Genomic DNA, 18,942 nt, shown 5'->3' with positions numbered 1-18,942 from the left:
TAAATGTACGATCCGCTGAGCATACCCCATTTTGGCACGACGTGTGCTTAGCGAAACGCGGAATATTTTTCCGAGAGGGACACCAATTATGAACACTTCATTCAAAATAGCAGCGGCGTTGATAGCTACCGTTTCCATCAACGCCATGGCAATGGCAGCCACCCCGCTGCAGATCACGGCCACGACGAACGCAACGCAGTCGTCGACCGGCATGCAGACCGCGACCGCCAAGGACGCGAACGGCAAGAAGTCGACCACGACGGCGCCGACCAACGCCAACAGCGTCAATGTCGCACAGTACAACACCGCCAACGGCATTCTCACCGGTGCGTCGGTGCTGGTGAACACGGCCGTCTCGACGACGATCCGCGTCACCGGCGACGTCGAAGACAGCGGCAACGGCCGCACGGTCGCTGCCGAAGCCGCACTGGCCGGCACCGTTGCAGGCGGCGGCGTGAGCTTCACGTCGAGCACGCTGACGGCGAACAAGGGCTGCTCGGGCAACAACTGCAAGCAGTCGCCCAGCAACCAGACCGCCACCACGTCGGGCTCGATCAACAGCTCGGCGACGGTGCCGCTGGCCAACCTTGCGTCGTATGCCGGTACCGGCAACGTCACCTTCACCCAGTCGGCAGCCGGCAGCACCAAGGTCACCCTCGGCACCAAGGGCAAGTCGGGTACCGCTGACGGCCTGTTCACTTTCGGTGGCGTGACGCCGGCGAACAACATCTACAGCATCACCTATGACTATCTGAACTTCGCCAACCCGTCGTTCGACGGCCTGACCAACGTCAGCTCGATCGACCTCGACTTCGGTTCGCTCATCACCGGCAGCGGCCCGATAACGCTCAACTTCTCGATCTTCAATATCGGCAACGCCAACAGCGCCGGTGTCAGCCTCAATTCGATCGCGCGTTCGAACAACAACGCCGACTTCACGACGACGCTGGCGAACTTCAGCGACCTCGTTGGCGGCGCGTCGTCGAGCTTCGCGATGACGTTCCTGCCGACGGTGCTTGGTGCGAGCACCGACACCTTTACGCTCGACCTGGCGGACTATGCACCGGCCGGCAGCATCGGTGCCAAGACGTACCAGCTCAAGGTCAACACCATCGGCAACGTGCTCGCACCGCCGCCGCCGCCGGTCACTTCGGTGCCCGAGCCGCAGGTCTGGGCGTTGCTCGTTGCGGGCTTTGGCCTGACCGGTTTCGGTCAGCGCCGCCGCCGTGCGCGCATGTCCGTTGCTGCCTAAGCCCTAGGCACGGACACGCAGGCGGCTGGCCCTGGAAACAGGGCCAGCCGTTTTGCTGTGTGCAGCGCACGTCCAGCAAACCGGCACAGCTTCGCGGTGCCCAAATGCGATGGCGATGATCAAGGGTCGGGACCGCGCGGCGCGCGTCAGCCGGCCGCAGGTTTCAGGGGGTCTCCTTGCCGACCAGCGCGGCGGTGATGAAGTCACCCATGCGCTGCGCGGCAACGCCGGCGCCGCCGCCGCGGTGCAGCATCACTTCGACATCGGGCAGCGGCGGCAGGCCGCTGTCAGCATCGAGCACGCGGATGCCACCATGATTGCCGGTGCCATTGTCCACCGCCGACCGCGGCAATGCCGCCACGCCGAGCCCGGCGGCAACCGCCGGATGCAGCCCCAATGTCGAGGTGCTGGCATAGCTGATGTGCCAGGGCCGGCCATGGCCATCGAGTGTCTTGGTCGCGGCTGAACGTTCGGTACTGCCGGCCGGTGGCACCACCAGCGGAATTGATGCCTTGTCCCTGGTGGTCAGCGCATCACGGCCGAACCACACCATCGGTTCGTGCCAGAGCCGCGTCACCCCGTCCTTCGCCGGCGACGCGCGCCGCGGCGATGCAATCGATTGGCCGAACATCAGGTCAAATTCACCGTCGGCAAACTTCGACGCCAGCACGCTTTCGACGTCGCAGGTGATCTGCAACGACACCTGCGGATAGGCGCGCACGAAACGCGCCGCGAGCCCGGTCAGGTGCAGCGCCGAAAAATGATCGCTGACGCCGATGCGGACCACGCCGCGCACTTCAGGTTCGAGCATCTGCGCGACCATCGCGTCATTGGCGGCGAGCACGCGCCGGGCATGCACCAGCAGCATTTCGCCATCGGCGCTGATCCGCACCGGCTTGCTGCCGCGTTCGAACAGCGAGATGCCGAGCGCATCTTCGAGCCGCTTGACCTGCAGGCTGACCGCGGACTGGGTCCGCAGCATGCGTTCGGCAGTGCGCGTGAAACTGCCTGTCTCGACGATGGAGACGAAAGTCCGCAGCAAATCAATGTCGATATTCCGACGCAGCGGCACCTGAATCTCCACACAAAAACTATCGGCGCACAAACCGCCGATAGTTACGGTTGTATCAATATCCGGACTGTCGTTCCACAGACAAAACGAGCTTTGCGCCATTTTGGTTGTTATTCAGGCCCCTGCGCCAAATCGCCGCGCCGAAAATGCCCTGTTTCGATGGCGAAAGTTAACCTCGGCCTGACGGGAGCTTAACGCGCCGTCTTCGGCTCGACAATGATATAAACGCCGGTCTCGGTGCCGATGTTGACGCCCTCATGCCAGTCGATGCCGTCGCTCCACCAGCTTTCGCCGGCCTTGAGCACGCGGTCGGTCGTGCCCGTAGCGGTGGTGATGCGCATTGTCGCACCCTGCACGATATAGCCCCAGTGCGGCGCGTGGAAATGTCGTTCATGGCCGACACCGGGCGGAAAAGTGCAGCGCGCCGCGCGCATCTGGGCGTTGTCAAACAGCAGTTCGCAGACCTTCTGGCCGTGCCAGCCGGCATCGAACGCACTTGGCAGCGATGGTTCAGCCGCAGTCGCGGGCGCTGCCAACAGCAGCGCCAGCGTTGCGGCGCGAATCAATGGCCCAAAGCCTTGACGATATCGTCGACCATCTTCTTGGCGTCGGACAGCAGCATCATCGTGTTGTCCATGTAGAAGACTTCGTTGTCGACACCGGCGTACCCTGCCCCGCCCATGCTGCGCTTGACGAACAGCACTGTCTTGGCCTTCTCCACGTCGAGCACCGGCATACCGTAGATCGGCGAGGTCTTGTCGGTCTTTGCAGCCGGATTGGTGACGTCGTTGGCGCCGATGACGAACGCCACATCGGCCTGCGCGAACTCGCCGTTGATGTCCTCGAGTTCGAAGACCTCGTCATACGGCACATTGGCTTCCGCCAGCAGCACGTTCATGTGCCCCGGCATGCGGCCGGCGACGGGATGGATGGCGTATTTGACGCTGACGCCTTCCTTCTTGAGCAGGTCGCCCATCTCGCGCAGCGCGTGCTGCGCCTGGCTGACCGCCATGCCGTAGCCCGGTACGATGATGACGCTTTCGGCGTTCTTCATGACGAACGCCGCATCGTCGGCCGAGCCGCGCTTGTAGGCGCGCTCGACGCCGCTGCCCTTGGCGGCCGCACCGGTATCGGCACCGAAGCCGCCGGCGATGACGCTGATGAAGCTGCGGTTCATCGCCTTGCACATGATGTACGACAGGATGGCGCCCGACGACCCCACCAGCGCTCCGGTGATGATCATCGCGGTGTTCTGCAGCGTGAAGCCCATCGCCGCCGCCGCCCAGCCCGAATAGCTGTTGAGCATCGATACGACGACGGGCATGTCGGCACCGCCGATCGGGATGATCAGCAGGAAACCGATGGCGAAGCTGAGCAGCACGATCGCCCAGAACATCCAGCCGCCGGTGTTCATGCTGACGGCCCATAGGTCACCGTCTGCCGCGACAATCGCCGTCGGGTTCTGGTGCAGCACGAATGCGCCGATCAGCACGATGATGCCGGCGAGCACGCTCAAGTTGATGACATGGCGGAACGGCAGCAAAATCGGCGCGCCGCTCATGTTGCCGTTCAACTTCAGGAACGCGATGACTGAGCCCGAGAAGGTAATCGCGCCGATGGCGACGCCGAGGCTGAGCTCGATGCGGCTGACCGGGAAGATGTTGCCGAATGCATCGGCAATGCCGAACGCACCGGGATTGAGATACGCCGCGACGCCGACGAGCACCGCCGCAAGGCCGACGAGCGAGTGGAACGCCGCCACCAGCTGCGGCATGTCGGTCATCTTGATGCGCTTGGCGACGAACCAGCCGAAGCCGCCACCGATGGCAATCGCGCCGACGATTTCGGGCAGCGACGCGACTTCATGCGTCAGCAGCGTCGTCACCACGGCAATCGCCATGCCGATCATGCCGAAGCGGTTGCCCTGCTGGCTGGTCACCGGCGACGACAGTCCGCGCAGCGACAGGATGAACAGGACACCCGAAATCAGATAGGCGAGCATCACCCAGGCGGGCGTGGCTGCGGCGGCGTGTTCCATCTTCGTCGTCCCCTAAACGCGTGCACTCATGGCGTTCGGCCCGCTCAGGCCTTCTTGTCTTTTTTCTTGTACATCGCGAGCATGCGCTGCGTGACCGCGAAGCCGCCGAAGATGTTGACGCTGGCGAGCGCCACCGCCACCAGCCCGAGCCACTTCGACGTCGCCGACCCCCCAGCCGCTGCCGAAGACGCGATCAGCGCGCCGACAATGATGACGCTCGAAATCGCGTTGGTCACCGCCATCAGCGGCGTATGCAACGCCGGTGTGACACTCCACACGACATAATAGCCGACGAAACACGCCATCACGAAGATGGACAAGATCGACATGAAATCCATGATTTCGCTCCTAATTCGCCAGTCGTTCGTGGACGACGGCGCCACCCTCGGTCAGCTTGACGCCCTTCACAATCTCGTCATCCGCCGCGAACGCCGGGGCCTTGGCGTCCTTGTCCCAGAACGCGTTGATGAAGTTGAACAGGTTGCGCGCGTACAGCGCCGATGCGTCCGCCGCCAACCGGCTCGGCACGTTCTTGTGGCCGATGATGGTGACGCCGTGGACGATGACCGACTGGCCGGCGACCGCACCTTCGACATTGCCGCCGCTTTCGACCGCCAGATCGACGATCACCGACCCCGGCTTCATGCTGGCGATCTGCGCATCGGTAATCAGCCGCGGTGCCGGACGCCCCGGAATCAGCGCGGTGGTGATGACGATGTCCTGCCTGGCGATATGGCTGCTGACCAGAGCCGCCTGCGCCGCCTTGTATTCGTCCGACATTTCGGTGGCATAGCCGCCGGTGCCCTCGCCCTCGATGCCCTTGACGTTCTCGACGAAAATCGCCTTGGCGCCGAGCGATTCAATCTGCTCCTTGGTCGCGGCGCGCACGTCGGTCGCCGAAACCAGTGCGCCCAGCCGCCGCGCGGTGGCGATCGCCTGCAAGCCGGCAACACCGACACCCATGACGAACACCCGTGCCGCCGAAATCGTGCCGGCAGCGGTCATCATCATCGGAAACGCCCGGCCATAGCTTTCGGCAGCGTCGATCACCGACTTGTAGCCCGCGAGGTTCGACTGCGACGACAGCACGTCCATCGATTGCGCGCGGGTGATGCGCGGCATGAACTCCATCGCCAGCGTCGTCAGCCCGGCCTTGGCATAGCCGTCGATGCGTGCGCGGTCGGCGAACGGCGCCAGAATGGCGGCGAGCGTCGCGCCGGCCTTGGCCCCCTTCAGATCCTTGGCGTCGGGGCCCTGGACCGCAAACAGCAGCTCGCTGCCACTAACCACTGCCTTGCGGTCGGTGACGGTCGCGCCGGCTTCGCTGAACGCCGCATCCGAAATGTTCGCGCCCGCACCCGCGCCGGATTCGACCGCAACGCTGGCGCCCAGCCCGATCAGCTTCTTGACCGTTTCGGGCGTGGCGGCGACGCGGCGCTCCGCATCAGCCGTTTCACGCAACACACCGATTTGCATGGTCAATTAACCGTGCGGCACGAGGAAGATCAGCATGCCCAGCAGCACGAGCACGCAGAACACCGTGCCATATTTGAACAGCGCCAGCATGCCCTTGTAGGTTTCGACGTGCGCCTTGACCTGCTTGTCGTTCGATTCAAAAACTTCGCTCATCGCTGAAGAATCCCCATAGCTCGCGATTGAACCGCCTTCATAGGCAGGCAGCGCGCGGCTGTGAAGCACTCTTGCACGACATTATACTACGCTGCAGCGCAGCAAAACTTGGCGAAGGCTGCGCTACAGGCCGGCCAGTTCGAGCGCGGCGCGCTGGTCGGCGGCGAGTTTCGCCTCGTCAAAGCCCTCGATCATCTCGTTGAACATCCGGCACCAGTTGAGTTCGGCGCGCAGGTGCAGGAACACCCCGCCGACGCCGATGGTGGCGCGGTCCATGAACACGAACTCGCGCGGGATGGTGACCGAGCCCTGCGCCTTGAGCTGGCGGTGGACCTTCTGCGCGGTGGCGCGGCCATATTCGCCGGGGCTGCCGCTGGCATCGATCAGCCGCACCCGGTCATCGAGCAGCGGGCCGTACAGGAACTTCGCCCAGATCAGCAACGTATCGATGATGTCGCGGCTCAACCCCTTGAAACCCCAGCGCTCAAAGGCATCGACCGCCAGTTCCTCGTCGCCCGACTGGATGGCGCGGTAGAGATCAACGACGCCGCCGATGAAGCGCGGCGGGAACACCCGCACGCAGCCATAGTCGAGCAGGTTGACGCTCAAATCCTCGCGCACCGAATAATTGCCGAGATGCGGGTCGCCGTGGATGATGCCGTGGCGGTGCAGCGGCGCATACCAGGCGCGGAACATCGTCGCGGCAATGGTGTTACGCACGTCGGCGCCGGCGTCCTTGAAACTCAGCATCGGGCGGCCGTCGAGCCAGCCCATCGTCAGCAGCCGCGCCGTCGACAATTCCGCCACGACCTCGGGCACATGCACATCGCTGTGGGTAGCCAGAATGTCGTGATAAAGCGAGATATGCTTGGCCTCGCGCGCGTAATCCAGCTCCTCGCGCAGCCGGTCGGCCATTTCATGACGGATTTCGCCGGTGTCGATCGACTTGTCGATGCGCCGGTAAATCGAAAACAGCAGGTCGAGCTGCGCCAGATCGGCCTCCACCGCCGAAGCCATGTCAGGGTATTGCAGCTTCGCCGCCACCAATCGCCCGTCGTGCAGCCGCGCGCGATGCACCTGCCCCAGCGACGCCGCTGCCACCGCTTCATGGCCGAATTCGGCGTATTTTCCCTCCCAGTCGGCGCCCAGCTCGGCCTTCATCCGGCGCTTGACGAACGGCCAGCCCATCGCCGGCGCGTTCGATTGCAACTGCGCCAGCTCGGCCGCGAACTCGGGCGGCACCGCATCGGGAATCGACGACAATATCTGCGCGATCTTCATCACCGGGCCCTTCAGCCCACCCAGCGCCTCGCGTAGCTGCACTGCCGCCGCCGCGTTATCCAGCGGCCCGCCAAACACCCGCGCCGCACCCAGCCGCCCGGCCAGTGCCAGGCCCGTGCCGCCGACATTCGCGTAGCGCGCCAACCGGCCGCCGATACTGTTGTTTTCCGCCATGGCGGTGCTGATACGGGGTGCCGGCGCGATTTGCCAGCGTGCGGCATGTCGCAGGGGTTTAAGAGCCTCCGGCGGGCAGGGCCTTGGCCCTGCACCCGATTACTTGCGACGCGTGCACCAATTGCCGTCGGTTCGGTTAGACCGCGGCCAACATATGGGTGCAGGCCTCAGGCCTGCCCGCCGGAGGCTCTTAATGCCTGCCAAACCCTGACCGCCTGCATCGTCGCCGGCACATCATGCACACGCAGCAGCTGCACGCCCTGGTCTAGGCCGGCGAGCGCCAGCGTCAGGCTGCCGCCGAGGCGGTCGTGCGCCTCGACGTCGCCGTCGATGACACCGATGAGTTTCTTGCGGCTGACGCCGAGCAGGATCGGGCAGCCGAGGCCGTGGAGCATGCCGATGCCTGCGATGAGTTCGAGGTTGTGGGCGATGGTCTTGCCGAAGCCGATGCCGGGATCGACGATGATGCGGTCGCGGGCGACGCCGCCGGCAGCGACGGCATCGATGCGCGCTTCGAGCCAGTCGAAGACGTCGCGCAGGCAATTGTCGTACTGCGGTGCATCCTGCATGTGCTGCGGCGTGCCTTGCGCATGCATCAGCACGACGGGGCAGCCGGCGGCTGCGACCAGCGGCAGCGTCTGCGGGTCATGCGCGAGTGCCGAAACATCGTTGACCAGCCCCGCCCCCGCCGCCAGTGCGCGCGCCATCACCGCCGATTGCCGCGTGTCGATGGAAAGCGGCATCCCCTGCCCTTGCAGCCCGTCGAGTACTGGCCCGACGCGAGCCAGTTCGACATCGAGTGGCACATGCGGCGCGCGTGGCCGGGTCGATTCTCCACCGATATCGACCAGCGCCGCGCCGGCCGCGACCATCGCCTGAGCGGCGGCAACGGCCTTGGCGGGGTCGTCATGGCGGCCACCGTCCGAAAAGCTGTCGGGGGTGACGTTGAGGATGCCCATCACCTGCGGCGTCGCCAGGTCGAGCGCGCCGGTCGGCAGCGCCAGCGCCGCGCGTGGCGTGGTCAGCCGTGTCCATAGGGTGTCGAAACGTGCCGCCAGTACTGCGGGCAGCCGCGCCACGACGTTGGCCGCGTCTTCGACCGCGAACGTGCCGACGATTTCGACCACATCAACCTGCCGCACGCTGAGTTCGACCGCGGCAAACCGCGCGCGGCCACCCGCCAGCGGCAAGCCGCTGCCCAGTCCGATGGGGCGCAAGTAAAGCTTCGCGCCCGTCGACAATCGTTCGAGTTTCATCGCGCTATTGCACAGCAAAACCGCGGGCTTTCAACCGGCTATTCGGTTGGCTGACGCACGCACTTTGCCGGGAAATTGACGCCGCCTAGCCCGCATCGACCGCCAGCAGGGTCTGCAGCAACACATTCGCGCCATTGGCGCAGTCGCTCCACGCGGTCAGTTCCTTGGGCGAATGGCTGATGCCGGCGACCGACGGAACAAAGATCATGCCCATCGGCCCCAGAAAGGCGAGCAACTGCGCGTCATGCCCCGCCCCGCTCGGCAAGTGCATGTAGGCCAGCCCAAGCTGCTTGGCCGCCGCCTCGATCTTGGCTTGCACCGCCGGATTGGCGAGCGCCGCGCGGACCTGTTCGGTCGGGTGGAACACGATTTCAGTGCCGGTCGCAGTGGCAATTTCGCGCGCCCGCGCCTGCACAGCCTGCCCCAGCGCCGCGACCTTGGCCTCGGACAGGTCGCGCAGTTCGACGGTCAGCGTCACGCGCCCGGGGATAACGTTGGGGGCATTGGGAAACACCGCGAGTTGCCCGACAGTCCCCACTTGCCGGCCGGGCTCGGTCTTGACCACTGTATCGACGGCCAGCACCAGCTGCGATGCCGCAATCAGCGCATTGTGCCGGCCGGCCATCGGTGTCGTGCCGGCGTGATTGGCAAAGCCCTTGATCTCCACGTCATAACGGTCGATCGCGACGATACCGTCGACCACGCCGATGGGGATTCCGGCCTTGGCGAGGATGCCGCCCTGTTCGATATGCAGCTCGAGATAGGTGTGTATTGACCCTGGCGCACGCGCCGCTTCGGCCAGCCGGTCGGGGTCGCCACCAATGCGCTTCAACCCGTCGCGCAACGTGATACCGTAGTAGGTGTTGTCGAGCGCGCCAGGGGCGGTTTTGCCGGCAAACGCCGTGCTGCCGCAGGTGCCGCCCTCCTCGTTCGACCAGATCGCCATTTCGACCGGATGGCGGGTCTTGAGGCCGTGGTCGTCGAGCGTCCGCAACACTTCGAGCGCCCCCATCGAGCCGAGATCACCGTCGAAGTTGCCGCCCGCCCGCACCGAGTCGATGTGCGACCCGATGATGATCGGCTTGAGGCCGGATTTCGTCCCGGCACGGCGGCCAATAATGTTGCCCGCGGGGTCGATCACCGGGTTCAGGCCGGCGTCGCGCATCAGCCCCATGACATAGGCACGGCCGGCAATGTCGGCATCCGAATAGGCGGTACGGTTGACCCCGCCTTCAAAGCCGGTGCCGGGCGGTCGACCGAAGGTGCTGAGTTGTTCGAGTGTCGTTTCGAGGCGCGGGCCATTGACACGGACGGCGGGTGCCGCGCCCGTTGCAGCGACGGCGAGCGGGACTGCAGCAGCAGCGGCGAGCATCGTGCGGCGGTTGATATCGGTGGTCATTGGCAGGCCCCCCTGTTTGGTTGAGGATGGGCTGCGGCGTGGCGGTGGTCAACTGCAATTGGTTTGGCGGGCCGTGGGGCGTCGCGGCCAAGCCGCGCCGGTCGGGCGTGGGGATTGCGGCTGGGTCGGAAGGTAAAACAGGCAGGTAGGCAGAACGTGGCGAAGCCACGCCGTCGGACGGGTTCAGCGGCGTTTGGCCGCTGCCCCGCCGGCCGGGCGCTGCGCCGAGTCGACGCACAACGCCGAATTCGCGAAGGGCAAATTCGACGTTGTGCGTCGCCGGCTGGGCCTCACCAAACCCGCGCGCGCTCCTCCGGCGTCAGATACAGCGCTTCACCGGGCTTCACCCCGAACGCCGGATACCAGGCGTCAATATTGCGCACGACTTGCGGGCGCCAGTTGCCCGGCGTGTGCGGGTTGGTGGTCAACTGCTTCATCAACGACGGCTCACGGTACTTCTGGCGCCAGACCTGGCCGAAGCCGAGGAAGAAGCGCTGGTCGCCCGTGTAGCCGTCGATAACCGGCGCCGGCTTGCCGCCGAGCGAACGCTTGTATGCGTCATAGGCGACCGTGATGCCGGCCAGATCGGCCATGTTCTCGCCCAGCGTCAGCTCGCCGTTGACGTGCGTGCCCTTGATCGGTTCGTACTGGGCGTATTGCTTGACGACCTGATCGGTCAGCTTCTTGAAGCGCTCGACATCCTGCGGCGTCCACCAGTCGGCGAGCGCACCATGCTTGTCGAACTTGCGGCCCTGGTCATCGAAATGATGGCTGATTTCATGCCCGATGACCGCGCCGATGCCGCCGTAGTTGACCGCCGCGTCGGCATTGGGATCGAAGAACGGCGGCTGCAGGATTGCCGCCGGGAAGACGATTTCATTCCACAGCGGATTGGCATAGGCGTTCACCGTCATCGGCGTCATGCCCCATTCGCTGCGGTCGATCGGCTTGCCGAGCTTGTCGAGATCATGCTGCGTCTCGAATTCCTGCGCACGCAGATAGTTGCCCAACGCGTCGCCGCGCACGACGTCCAGCTTGCTATAGTCGCGCCATTTGTCGGGGTAGCCGATCTTCGGCGTGAACGCGGCGAGCTTGGCACGTGCCTGCACCTTGGTCGCCGGGTCCATCCAGGTCAGCGCCGCCAGCCGCGCATCCATCGACGTAATGATGTTCTTGACCAACGCGTCGGCGGCCGCCTTTGATGCGGGCGGGAAATAGTCGGCGACGTAAAGCTTGCCGACCGCTTCGCCCAGCGCATTGGTCGTCATGTCGACCCCGCGCTTCCAGCGCGGCTGGTCTTCGGGGGTGCCGTTGAGCACCGTTCCGTCAAACGCGAAGTTTTCGGCGGCGATGGCATCCGACAACATCGGCGCGGCATTCTTGAGCGTATGGAACGCCAGGTAGTCCTTCCACACCGCCAGCGGCTCGGTCTTCATCAACTTCGCCGATCCGGCGATGGCGCTCGGCGTTGTCACGATGATTTCAGGGACAGCACCAAGCCCGGCGGCGCCGAGCAGCGCCGGCCAGTCGACGCCGGGATAGGCCGCGGCAATCGCCGACAGCTTGACCGGATTATAGGCCTTGTCGACCTGACGCTCCTCGACCTTGGTCCATTGCACCTTGGCGAGCTTGGTTTCCAGATCGACGATGGCATCGGCGCGCTTTTCGGCGTCAGCGCCGGCGATACCGCCCAGCCGCAGCATGTTGGCAACATGCTTGCGGTATTTGTCGCGCGTCTCGAGGAATTTGACATCGAGGTAATAGTCGCGGTCGGGCATCCCCAGACCGCCCTGCCCCATATACGCCGCCATCCGGTCGGGGTTCTTGAGGTCCTGCAGCACACCGACACCAAACGGCGTTTCGATGCCGACGCGATTGGCCTTGCCGAGCGCGGTTGAAAGCTGCGCCGGAGTCTGGATTGCAGCGATAGCGTCGAGCGCCGGCTTGACCGGCGCCGCACCCTTGGCGTTGATCGCGGTCGCGTCCATGAAGCTGGCATAGAAATCGCCGACCTTTTGCGCCTCGCTCCCCGGCGCGGCATTGGTCTTGGAAGCGGTTTCAATCACCGTGCGCGTGCGCTCCTGGCTCAGATCGCGCAGCTTGTTGAACATGCCATAGCTCGCGCGGTCAGCGGGAATTACCAGCTCCTTTTCATAGGTGCCGTTGACATATTCGGCGAAATTGTTGCCCGGCAGCACTGACTTGTCCATGCCCGTGGTATCGAAACCGAAGGTCCCGTACATCGGCTTGCCGGCCGGTGCGGCGGTCGTGGTGGCAGGTGCAGCGGCATAGGCAGGCGCGGCAAGCGCCAGCATCGACGCGGTCAACAGTAGAAATTTCGACATGGGAATCCTCAAGCTAAAGGGCTGCGTGCCGTATTAGAGATTCAACACGGCGGACGCCAGTGTTGTCATCAAGTCGTAACAGTGCCGTCGGGCACTTTGCGGGGGCCGTGACGGGGACAGGCTGAACGGGGGAAGTTTCGTGAACATTCCACAAAACCAGCGCGATTTCGTGCCGCAGATCTGGGTGCCACCGCACCGTATCGCCGACGCGCTGGCCGCTGTCGCGCCGTTGACCGGCGCCATGCCCGACCCGCGCGTCCCGCTGGAATGGCAGGGCAGCACGGGCTTCCGCGTCGCGCATTTCATCGCCGCAGCGTGGGTGCTGGCCTGCGCGGGCGCCGGCTTCGGCGTCTATATATTCGCCGCGCTGGCAGCTTAGCCTTCAGCTATCTCCGGTCAGAGCGCCGCCGCCTGCCGATAGGCGGCGCGCATCGTGTCGATCGGCACCAGCTTGCCGGCCTGTTCGACATGCCAGAACGTCCAGCCGTTGCACGCCGGGGCCTTTTGCGCCGCCGCGCCAATCTGATGAATCGACCCCACCGTCTCGCCCATGTTGAGCGAGCCGTCGGCCTGGACGCGGGCGCGGAAGCGCCGCGCATGGTCGACGAGTTCGGTGCCGGGGCGGATCATGCCGTTTTCGACCAAGGCGCCGAACGCAACCCGTGGTTGCGCGCGCGCACTTGCGGTAACGGCCATCGCGCCGCCCGACAGCGGCAGCAGCTCGGCGATGCGCTTTTCGGCGACGCGTGCGTATTTTTCCTCGCGCTCGATGCCGATCCAGTGGCGGCCGAGCAGCTTTGCCACCGCGCCCGTCGTGCCGGTGCCGAAGAACGGGTCGAGCACGATGTCGCCGGGCTTGGTGCACGCCAGCAGCACGCGATAGAGCAAAGATTCAGGCTTTTGCGTCGGGTGCGCCTTGATGCCGTCGATCTTGATGCGCTCGTTGCCGGTGCAGATCGGCAGCACCCAGTCCGACCGCATCTGCAGGTCTTCGTTCAAGGCCTTCATTGCGGTGTAGTTGAAGTGATAGCGCGCATCTTCGGACTTCGAACACCAGATCAGCGTTTCATGCGCGTTGGTGAAGCGCGTGCCCTTGAAATTGGGCATCGGGTTGGCCTTGCGCCAGATGATGTCGTTCAGCACCCAGAAGCCCAGATCCTGCAATGCGGTGCCGACGCGGAAGATGTTGTGATAGCTGCCGATCGTCCAGATCGTGCCGTCGTCCTTCAGGACGCGGTGCGCGGCCTTCAGCCACGCGCGGGTGAAGGCGTCATAGGTCGCGAAGGTGTCGAACTTGTCCCAGTCATCGTTGACCGCATCGACGCGGCTGCCTTCGGGGCGATACAGATCCTGCGCCAGCTGCAGATTGTACGGCGGATCAGCGAAAATCAGGTCGACAGACTTTGCCGGCAATGCGTTCATCGCTTCGATGCAGTCGCCCAGAATGACGCGGTCGGTCTTCAATTTGATCATCGTGCAGCCCCTGAAACTTGGTTGGGCTATCCGTGATTCGTCGCGAGTCGCGCGTCAATAGCGTCACACTTCAGTCATTTAGCGCGAATAGCTGATTCCAAGCGCGAAATCGCTAGACATTGAGTCTTGTCGCTGCGCGAACCCACCACCCCTAGTGGTGTGACTCAAAAGACTCAGCCTTCAGACTATTCGTTTGGCGATCGGCGCATAGCTGCGGCGGTGGTGGATCGTCACGCCGAGCCGGTCGAGACCTGCGCTGTGCTCGGGCGTGCCATAGCCCTTGTTCGCCGCCCAGCCATAGCCGGGGAAATCGGCGGCAAGCGCCTCCATGATGCGGTCGCGGGTCACCTTGGCGATGATGCTGGCCGCCGCGATCGACAGGCAGCGCCCGTCACCGCCGACCACCGTCTGCGTCGCATAATACCAGCGCGGCGCGCGGTTGCCGTCGACCAGCACATGGTCCGGGTCGAGCGGCGCCACCGCGCGCGTCATCGCTGCGAACGTCGCCTGCAGGATGTTGATGCGGTCGATTTCGGCGACCTCGACGATACCGATACCGACGGCGGCGACTGCCAAGATCTCATCGAACAACGCTGCACGCCGCGCCGCCGAAAGCTGCTTCGAATCGTTGAGCCCCGGCGGAATCCGCGCCGGATCGAGCACTACGGCCGCGGCGACCACCGGCCCCGCCCACGGCCCACGCCCGGCCTCGTCGACCCCGGCGACGCGGCCGCCGAGCGCCGCTTCATGCGCGAAATCGGGTTTCAGCGCGCCAGCGCCCAGTTGTGCCCCAGCGGCCCGTGACCGGCGCCGAACCCCGGTGCCGCGCGGATCGCCGCCTGGACATAGTCGCGGGCGCGTTCGACCGCTTCGGGCAATGCCACGCCCTGCCCCAGCAAAGTCGCCAGCGCCGACGCCAGCGTGCAGCCGGTGCCGTGCGTGTGCACCGTGTCGATGCGCGCCGACACAAAGCGCGTCTGCAGCGACGGCGTCACCAGCCAGTCGGCAATCTCCGCGCCGTCCATGTGCGCGCCCTTGGCCAGCACCGCGCCCGCACCAAGGTCGAGCAGCTCCTGTGCGGCCAGCACGACATCGCCCTCGTCCTCGATATCGCTGCCCGCCAGCGCCGCGAGTTCGGGGGTGTTCGGCGTCACCACCGTCGCCAGCGGCACCAGCAACCGCAGCATCGCCTCGACCGCATCATCTTCGAGCAGCGCCGCGCCGCCCTTGGCGACCATGACGGGGTCGAGCACCACCGGCAGCCGCGCGTCGCGCAGCACCTCGGCGACGGTCGCAATCACCGCGGCATCACCCAACATGCCGATCTTGACGATGTCGGCGCCGATATCATCGAGCACCGCGCGCATCTGCGCCGCGACCACGTCGGGCGCGATGGGCACGATGGCGCTGACGCCAAGCGTATTCTGCACAGTAATCGCGGTGACCGCGGTGGCCGCATAGCCGCCGAGCATCGTCACCGTCTTGATATCGGCCTGGATGCCGGCGCCGCCGCCCGAGTCCGAGCCGGCGACGATAAGGACGCGTGTATTTACGGTCATTCGCAAGCCCGAGACTGAACGGTCAACCGTGCAATAATTCGATATGACTCATTGCGCAGTATCAAAATACTATTTCCACTCACTATCCTCTTCAATATTGGCGCTTAAACGTCGCTTAGCCACATAATTTATAACAAAAACACCCAATGATAGAGGGAATAAGTATAGTGCCGGAAACATGAGCACTCCTATCATGGACATTATCATCAATTCAATTTGGGCACCTCCGGACAAACACGTCGCAGTACCACCTGCGTTGATTGAATCGCAACCATATATCCACATAACAAGGCCTGGCGTGAAACCAAAAAATGCGGTTACTGCTGAGATCCATAGAAGTACCCATCCGGCAGTTCTAAATCTTTTGCTTGCCATTATTTCAATCATTTTGAGTCCTGCACCGCCGCGCAAATCTCGTCGACGACTTCGGTGACGACGCCAATGTCCTCGCCCTCCGCCATGACGCGGATCAGCGGCTCGGTGCCCGACTTGCGGATGAGCAGCCGGCCGGTGCCGTTCAAGCGCGCTTCGCCCGCGGCAATCGCCGCCTTGACCGAAGCGGCCTCCAGCGGCGCCCCACCGGCAAAACGCACATTCTTGAGCAGCTGCGGCAGCGTGTCGAACAGGTGCAGTACCTCCGACGCCGGCTTGCCGGTCGCGACCAGCACGCTCAACACCTGCAGCGCCGCAACCAGCCCGTCGCCGGTCGTCGCATAGTCGCTGAGGATGATGTGCCCCGACTGCTCGCCGCCGACGTTGAGGCCGCGCGCGCGCATCATTTCCAGCACATAGCGGTCGCCGACCTGCGCGCGGAACAATTCCAGCCCGATGCCCTTCAGGAAGCGTTCGAGCCCGAGGTTCGACATCACCGTCGCCACCAGCCCGCCGCCGCGCAGCCGGCCATCCTGCTGCCAGCGCTGGGTGATCAGTGCCATCAGTTGGTCGCCGTCGATGATCTTGCCCTTCTCGTCGACGACAATCAGCCGATCGGCGTCACCGTCGAGCGCGATGCCAATCGCCGCACCGGTCTCCACAACCTTCGCCTGCAGCGCCGCCGGGTGGGTCGAGCCGATCTGGTCGTTGATGTTGAAGCCGTCAGGCGAAACGCCAATGGCAATGACTTCGGCGCCCAGCTCCCAAAGCGCCTCCGGCGCGACCTTGTAGGCCGCACCATGCGCGCAATCGAGCACGACCTTCAAACCATCAAGCCGCAGGGCCTCGGGAAACGTCGACTTGGCGAAATGGATGTAGCGGCCCTGCGCGTCATCGATGCGCCGCGCCCGGCCGATCGCCGCCGGGGCCGCCAATGCAATGTCAGTGCCCAACAACGCCTCGATCTCGCGCTCGTCATCGTCGGACAGCTTGTAGCCGTCGGGCCCGAACAGCTTGATGCCATTGTCGTGAAACGGGTTGTGGCTCGCCGAAATCATCACGCCCAAATCAGCGCGCATCGACCGCGTCAGCATCGCCACCGCCGGCGTCGGCATCGGCCCGACCTGTACGACATCCATCCCCACCGAGGTAAACCCCGCGGTCAGCGCCGATTCCATCATGTAACCCGACAGCCGCGTGTCCTTGCCAATCACAACGCGATGCTTGTGCGACCCGCGCAGGAACTTCTGCCCCGCCGCCTGGCCAACCTTCATCGCTACCTCGGCCGTCATCGGCGGCGTGTTGGTCAGCCCGCGGATACCGTCAGTGCCGAAATATTTGCGAGTCATGGCGTGCCTGTCTGAAATGCGCCGCTGTCATATCGCGGTTGGCGGGGTGACGGGAAGAGATAAAGGGCCTCCGGCGGGCAGGGCCTTGGCCCTGCACCCAAACATTTGGTCGGTTCTCCATAAGCAGCAGTGGCGAAAGCGGCGCCGGCACAATTATCGGGTGCAGGGCCAAGGCCCTGCCCGCCGGAGGCTGTTAGACCTTCCCCCTCAGGGCAACTTCTCCGCCGTCGCAATCGTCTTGCCCTGCGCTGCCATCATGTCGAAGATCTTGTCGGGGTCGGCGCGCAGCAGGTCGAGCATCGCCATTTCGGGTCCGCGGCCGACGGGGATTTCGCGGCGGCCGGCGGCCATGCCGTCGAGGATTTGCTGCGCGGCTTCGTCGGCGGTGATGCCGGCTTCGATATTGTCGTCCGAACGGCCACGGACGCTGCCGTCGGCGGTGAGCGCGTTGGCCGCGATCGAGGTTTTGACGAAGCCGGGGGTGACGACGAATACCTCGATGCCCTCGTGTGCGGTTTCGGCGCGCAGCGCATCGAAATAGCCGATCAGCGCGAACTTCGCCGAGCAATAGCCGGTACGCAGCGGCGAGCCGAACTTGCCGGCGAGGCTGGAGATGGCGACAAACGCCCCCGAGCCGCGGGCGCGCATGCCGGGCAGCACGAGTTGCGTCAGCCGCAGCGGCGCGAAATAATCGACTTCCATGATGTTGCGATAGACGTCGAAGCTGGTGTCGCGCGCCAGGCTACGCTGCGAGATGCCGGCGTTGTTGACCAGAATGTCGATGCCGCCGCTCCAGCCTTCCGCCTGCGCGACGATGCCGGGCAGCGCGTCGAGGTCGGTGGTTTCGAACGGCAGCACCAGCGCCTGCGCCTGACAGCGGCCGGCGACTTCGGCCAGCGCGTCGGCGCGCCGCCCGGACAGCACCAGCTTCGCCCCGGCGCGCGCGCACGCCGTCGCCAGCGCCGCGCCGATGCCCGACGAGGCACCGGTAATCCAGACCGTTTTACCGGCTACGTCCATGTTCAACTCCCCAGGAACTAATGCGTGTCGGGCTTTAACCGATCATGCTCCAGATGCCGACCACCGGCGCGCCCATCATCGGATGCGCCCAGGTTGCGGCCAGCCACAGCACGATGCCGCCGAGCGTCGCCACCAGCCCGGGGTTGATGCTCGACCATGACGCGCGCCCGCCGAACTGCGCGCCGAACGGCAGATAGCTGGTGCTGGCTTCATGCGCTGCCCAGGCCGCGCCGAGCTGGCCGCGCTTCTTGCGGTCCTGCATCGACGCGCCGAACAGCGCCAGGAATCCGATACCGAAGCAGAACAGGATGGTCGCCTTGTCGCCCGACAGCGTCGCGTGCACCGCCGCCCACAGCCCGAACGCCCACATCATCGGGTGGCGGGTGATGCGCAATACCCCGCGCGGTGCGGCGTTGGCGGCAGCCCCGCGCCCCGGCAGCGCCGGATTGGGCGAGGTCATCGACCCGACGAACAATATGGCGGCGATCAGCATGACGATCGAACCGACGCTCCACATCCACAGCGGCGCCGTCCACAGCTGCGCCGGCTCGGCGCGCTGCCAGGCGTTGACTGCCCAGAACAACGTCGCTGCGGCCACCACCGAATAAAGCGCGGCGAACCCGGCCTCGCCGAGTTTGGCCACCAACGGCTTTCGCAACACGTGCGACAGCAGTTCGTGGCTGCCGACAAACGCAATCAGCGCAAGTGCGAGTTCAGGCATGG

General features: G+C 64.8%; 18 protein-coding genes. 2 read left to right on the top strand and 16 right to left on the bottom strand.

Annotated features, from left to right (window positions below):
* Positions 1–145 precede the first annotated feature (145 nt).
* Positions 146–1,252, top strand: a complete 1,107-nt coding sequence (locus tag EUV02_RS03260; protein ID WP_166430479.1) for a choice-of-anchor E domain-containing protein — start codon at positions 146–148, stop codon at positions 1,250–1,252.
* A gap of 163 nt (positions 1,253–1,415) precedes the next feature.
* On the opposite strand, the gene EUV02_RS03255 is transcribed toward EUV02_RS03260, so the two are convergent.
* The 10 genes from EUV02_RS03255 to EUV02_RS03210 all read right to left on the bottom strand — a co-directional run bounded on the left by EUV02_RS03255 (position 1,416) and on the right by EUV02_RS03210 (position 12,446).
* Positions 1,416–2,324: a LysR family transcriptional regulator gene (locus tag EUV02_RS03255; RefSeq protein ID WP_166430478.1), complete on the bottom strand. Its 909-nt coding sequence runs from the start codon at positions 2,322–2,324 to the stop codon at positions 1,416–1,418.
* 191 nt (positions 2,325–2,515) lie between these two features.
* Positions 2,516–2,890 carry a cupin domain-containing protein gene (locus EUV02_RS03250; protein ID WP_135244771.1) on the bottom strand — a complete coding sequence of 125 codons (375 nt, stop codon included), beginning with the start codon at positions 2,888–2,890 and terminating at the stop codon, positions 2,516–2,518.
* On the bottom strand, positions 2,887–4,362 hold the full coding sequence (locus EUV02_RS03245; protein WP_135244770.1) for an NAD(P)(+) transhydrogenase (Re/Si-specific) subunit beta: 1,476 nt from the start codon (positions 4,360–4,362) through the stop codon (positions 2,887–2,889). The genes EUV02_RS03250 and EUV02_RS03245 overlap by 4 nt, the downstream gene beginning before the upstream one ends.
* Positions 4,363–4,406: 44 nt before the next feature.
* A complete protein-coding gene (locus EUV02_RS03240; protein ID WP_135244769.1) occupies positions 4,407–4,700 on the bottom strand; it encodes a proton-translocating transhydrogenase family protein in 294 nt (97 codons plus the stop codon).
* Between the two features lie 10 nt (positions 4,701–4,710).
* The gene (locus EUV02_RS03235) at positions 4,711–5,838 is read right to left on the bottom strand and encodes a Re/Si-specific NAD(P)(+) transhydrogenase subunit alpha (protein WP_135244768.1); all 1,128 of its coding nucleotides are present in this window, start codon (positions 5,836–5,838) and stop codon (positions 4,711–4,713) included.
* A gap of 6 nt (positions 5,839–5,844) precedes the next feature.
* Positions 5,845–5,991 (bottom strand): aa3-type cytochrome c oxidase subunit IV, encoded by a 147-nt coding sequence (locus EUV02_RS03230; RefSeq protein WP_135244767.1) that lies wholly within the window; start codon positions 5,989–5,991, stop codon positions 5,845–5,847.
* 123 nt (positions 5,992–6,114) lie between these two features.
* Positions 6,115–7,446, bottom strand: coding sequence for an ABC1 kinase family protein (locus EUV02_RS03225; RefSeq protein WP_135244766.1), 1,332 nt, complete (start codon positions 7,444–7,446; stop codon positions 6,115–6,117).
* A gap of 167 nt (positions 7,447–7,613) precedes the next feature.
* Complete coding sequence (gene folP / locus EUV02_RS03220) at positions 7,614–8,702, bottom strand: dihydropteroate synthase (protein ID WP_135244765.1); 1,089 nt, start codon at positions 8,700–8,702, stop codon at positions 7,614–7,616.
* An 85-nt stretch (positions 8,703–8,787) separates the two neighbouring features.
* Complete coding sequence (locus EUV02_RS03215; RefSeq protein WP_207790097.1) at positions 8,788–10,101, bottom strand: Zn-dependent hydrolase; 1,314 nt, start codon at positions 10,099–10,101, stop codon at positions 8,788–8,790.
* Between the two features lie 290 nt (positions 10,102–10,391).
* The gene (locus tag EUV02_RS03210; RefSeq protein ID WP_135244764.1) at positions 10,392–12,446 is read right to left on the bottom strand and encodes a M13 family metallopeptidase; all 2,055 of its coding nucleotides are present in this window, start codon (positions 12,444–12,446) and stop codon (positions 10,392–10,394) included.
* Positions 12,447–12,585: 139 nt separating this feature from the next.
* Here EUV02_RS03210 and EUV02_RS03205 point away from each other — a divergent pair, with 139 nt between their 5' ends.
* Positions 12,586–12,825 carry a hypothetical protein gene (locus EUV02_RS03205; RefSeq protein ID WP_135244763.1) on the top strand — a complete coding sequence of 80 codons (240 nt, stop codon included), beginning with the start codon at positions 12,586–12,588 and terminating at the stop codon, positions 12,823–12,825.
* Between the two features lie 17 nt (positions 12,826–12,842).
* Here EUV02_RS03205 and EUV02_RS03200 read toward each other — a convergent pair whose 3' ends face one another.
* The 6 genes from EUV02_RS03200 to EUV02_RS03175 all read right to left on the bottom strand — a co-directional run bounded on the left by EUV02_RS03200 (position 12,843) and on the right by EUV02_RS03175 (position 18,940).
* Positions 12,843–13,919 (bottom strand): site-specific DNA-methyltransferase, encoded by a 1,077-nt coding sequence (locus EUV02_RS03200; RefSeq protein WP_135244762.1) that lies wholly within the window; start codon positions 13,917–13,919, stop codon positions 12,843–12,845.
* 180 nt (positions 13,920–14,099) lie between these two features.
* Positions 14,100–14,687, bottom strand: coding sequence for a ribonuclease HII (locus EUV02_RS03195; protein WP_135244761.1), 588 nt, complete (start codon positions 14,685–14,687; stop codon positions 14,100–14,102).
* Entirely contained in the window at positions 14,684–15,478 is a 795-nt protein-coding gene (gene thiD, locus EUV02_RS03190; protein WP_135244760.1) for a bifunctional hydroxymethylpyrimidine kinase/phosphomethylpyrimidine kinase, read from the bottom strand. The genes EUV02_RS03195 and thiD overlap by 4 nt, the downstream gene beginning before the upstream one ends.
* A gap of 383 nt (positions 15,479–15,861) precedes the next feature.
* Entirely contained in the window at positions 15,862–17,199 is a 1,338-nt protein-coding gene (gene glmM / locus EUV02_RS03185) for a phosphoglucosamine mutase (protein WP_135244759.1), read from the bottom strand.
* Positions 17,200–17,406: 207 nt separating this feature from the next.
* Entirely contained in the window at positions 17,407–18,219 is an 813-nt protein-coding gene (locus tag EUV02_RS03180) for an SDR family oxidoreductase (RefSeq protein ID WP_135244758.1), read from the bottom strand.
* 34 nt (positions 18,220–18,253) lie between these two features.
* Complete coding sequence (locus EUV02_RS03175) at positions 18,254–18,940, bottom strand: NnrU family protein (RefSeq protein ID WP_135244757.1); 687 nt, start codon at positions 18,938–18,940, stop codon at positions 18,254–18,256.
* Positions 18,941–18,942: the final 2 nt, after the last annotated feature.

The sequence above is a fragment of the Glacieibacterium arshaanense genome (assembly GCF_004681125.1).
Classification (GTDB): domain Bacteria; phylum Pseudomonadota; class Alphaproteobacteria; order Sphingomonadales; family Sphingomonadaceae; genus Polymorphobacter_A; species Polymorphobacter_A arshaanense.
The sequence above is the reverse complement of the archived record's forward strand: the minus strand, read 5'-3'. Positions and strand labels throughout refer to the sequence as shown.

Coding starts and splice junctions, on each gene's coding strand:
- EUV02_RS03260 (WP_166430479.1), top strand. CDS start 146: ATGGCAATGGCAGCCACCCCGCTGCAGATCACGGCCACGACGAACGCA.
- EUV02_RS03245 (WP_135244770.1), bottom strand. CDS start 4,362: ATGGAACACGCCGCCGCAGCCACGCCCGCCTGGGTGATGCTCGCCTAT.
- EUV02_RS03240 (WP_135244769.1), bottom strand. CDS start 4,700: ATGGATTTCATGTCGATCTTGTCCATCTTCGTGATGGCGTGTTTCGTC.
- EUV02_RS03235 (WP_135244768.1), bottom strand. CDS start 5,838: ATGCAAATCGGTGTGTTGCGTGAAACGGCTGATGCGGAGCGCCGCGTC.
- EUV02_RS03230 (WP_135244767.1), bottom strand. CDS start 5,991: ATGAGCGAAGTTTTTGAATCGAACGACAAGCAGGTCAAGGCGCACGTC.
- EUV02_RS03225 (WP_135244766.1), bottom strand. CDS start 7,446: ATGGCGGAAAACAACAGTATCGGCGGCCGGTTGGCGCGCTACGCGAAT.
- folP (WP_135244765.1), bottom strand. CDS start 8,702: ATGAAACTCGAACGATTGTCGACGGGCGCGAAGCTTTACTTGCGCCCC.
- EUV02_RS03215 (WP_207790097.1), bottom strand. CDS start 10,101: ATGACCACCGATATCAACCGCCGCACGATGCTCGCCGCTGCTGCTGCA.
- EUV02_RS03210 (WP_135244764.1), bottom strand. CDS start 12,446: ATGTCGAAATTTCTACTGTTGACCGCGTCGATGCTGGCGCTTGCCGCG.
- EUV02_RS03200 (WP_135244762.1), bottom strand. CDS start 13,919: ATGATCAAATTGAAGACCGACCGCGTCATTCTGGGCGACTGCATCGAA.
- thiD (WP_135244760.1), bottom strand. CDS start 15,478: ATGACCGTAAATACACGCGTCCTTATCGTCGCCGGCTCGGACTCGGGC.
- glmM (WP_135244759.1), bottom strand. CDS start 17,199: ATGACTCGCAAATATTTCGGCACTGACGGTATCCGCGGGCTGACCAAC.
- EUV02_RS03180 (WP_135244758.1), bottom strand. CDS start 18,219: ATGGACGTAGCCGGTAAAACGGTCTGGATTACCGGTGCCTCGTCGGGC.
- EUV02_RS03175 (WP_135244757.1), bottom strand. CDS start 18,940: ATGCCTGAACTCGCACTTGCGCTGATTGCGTTTGTCGGCAGCCACGAA.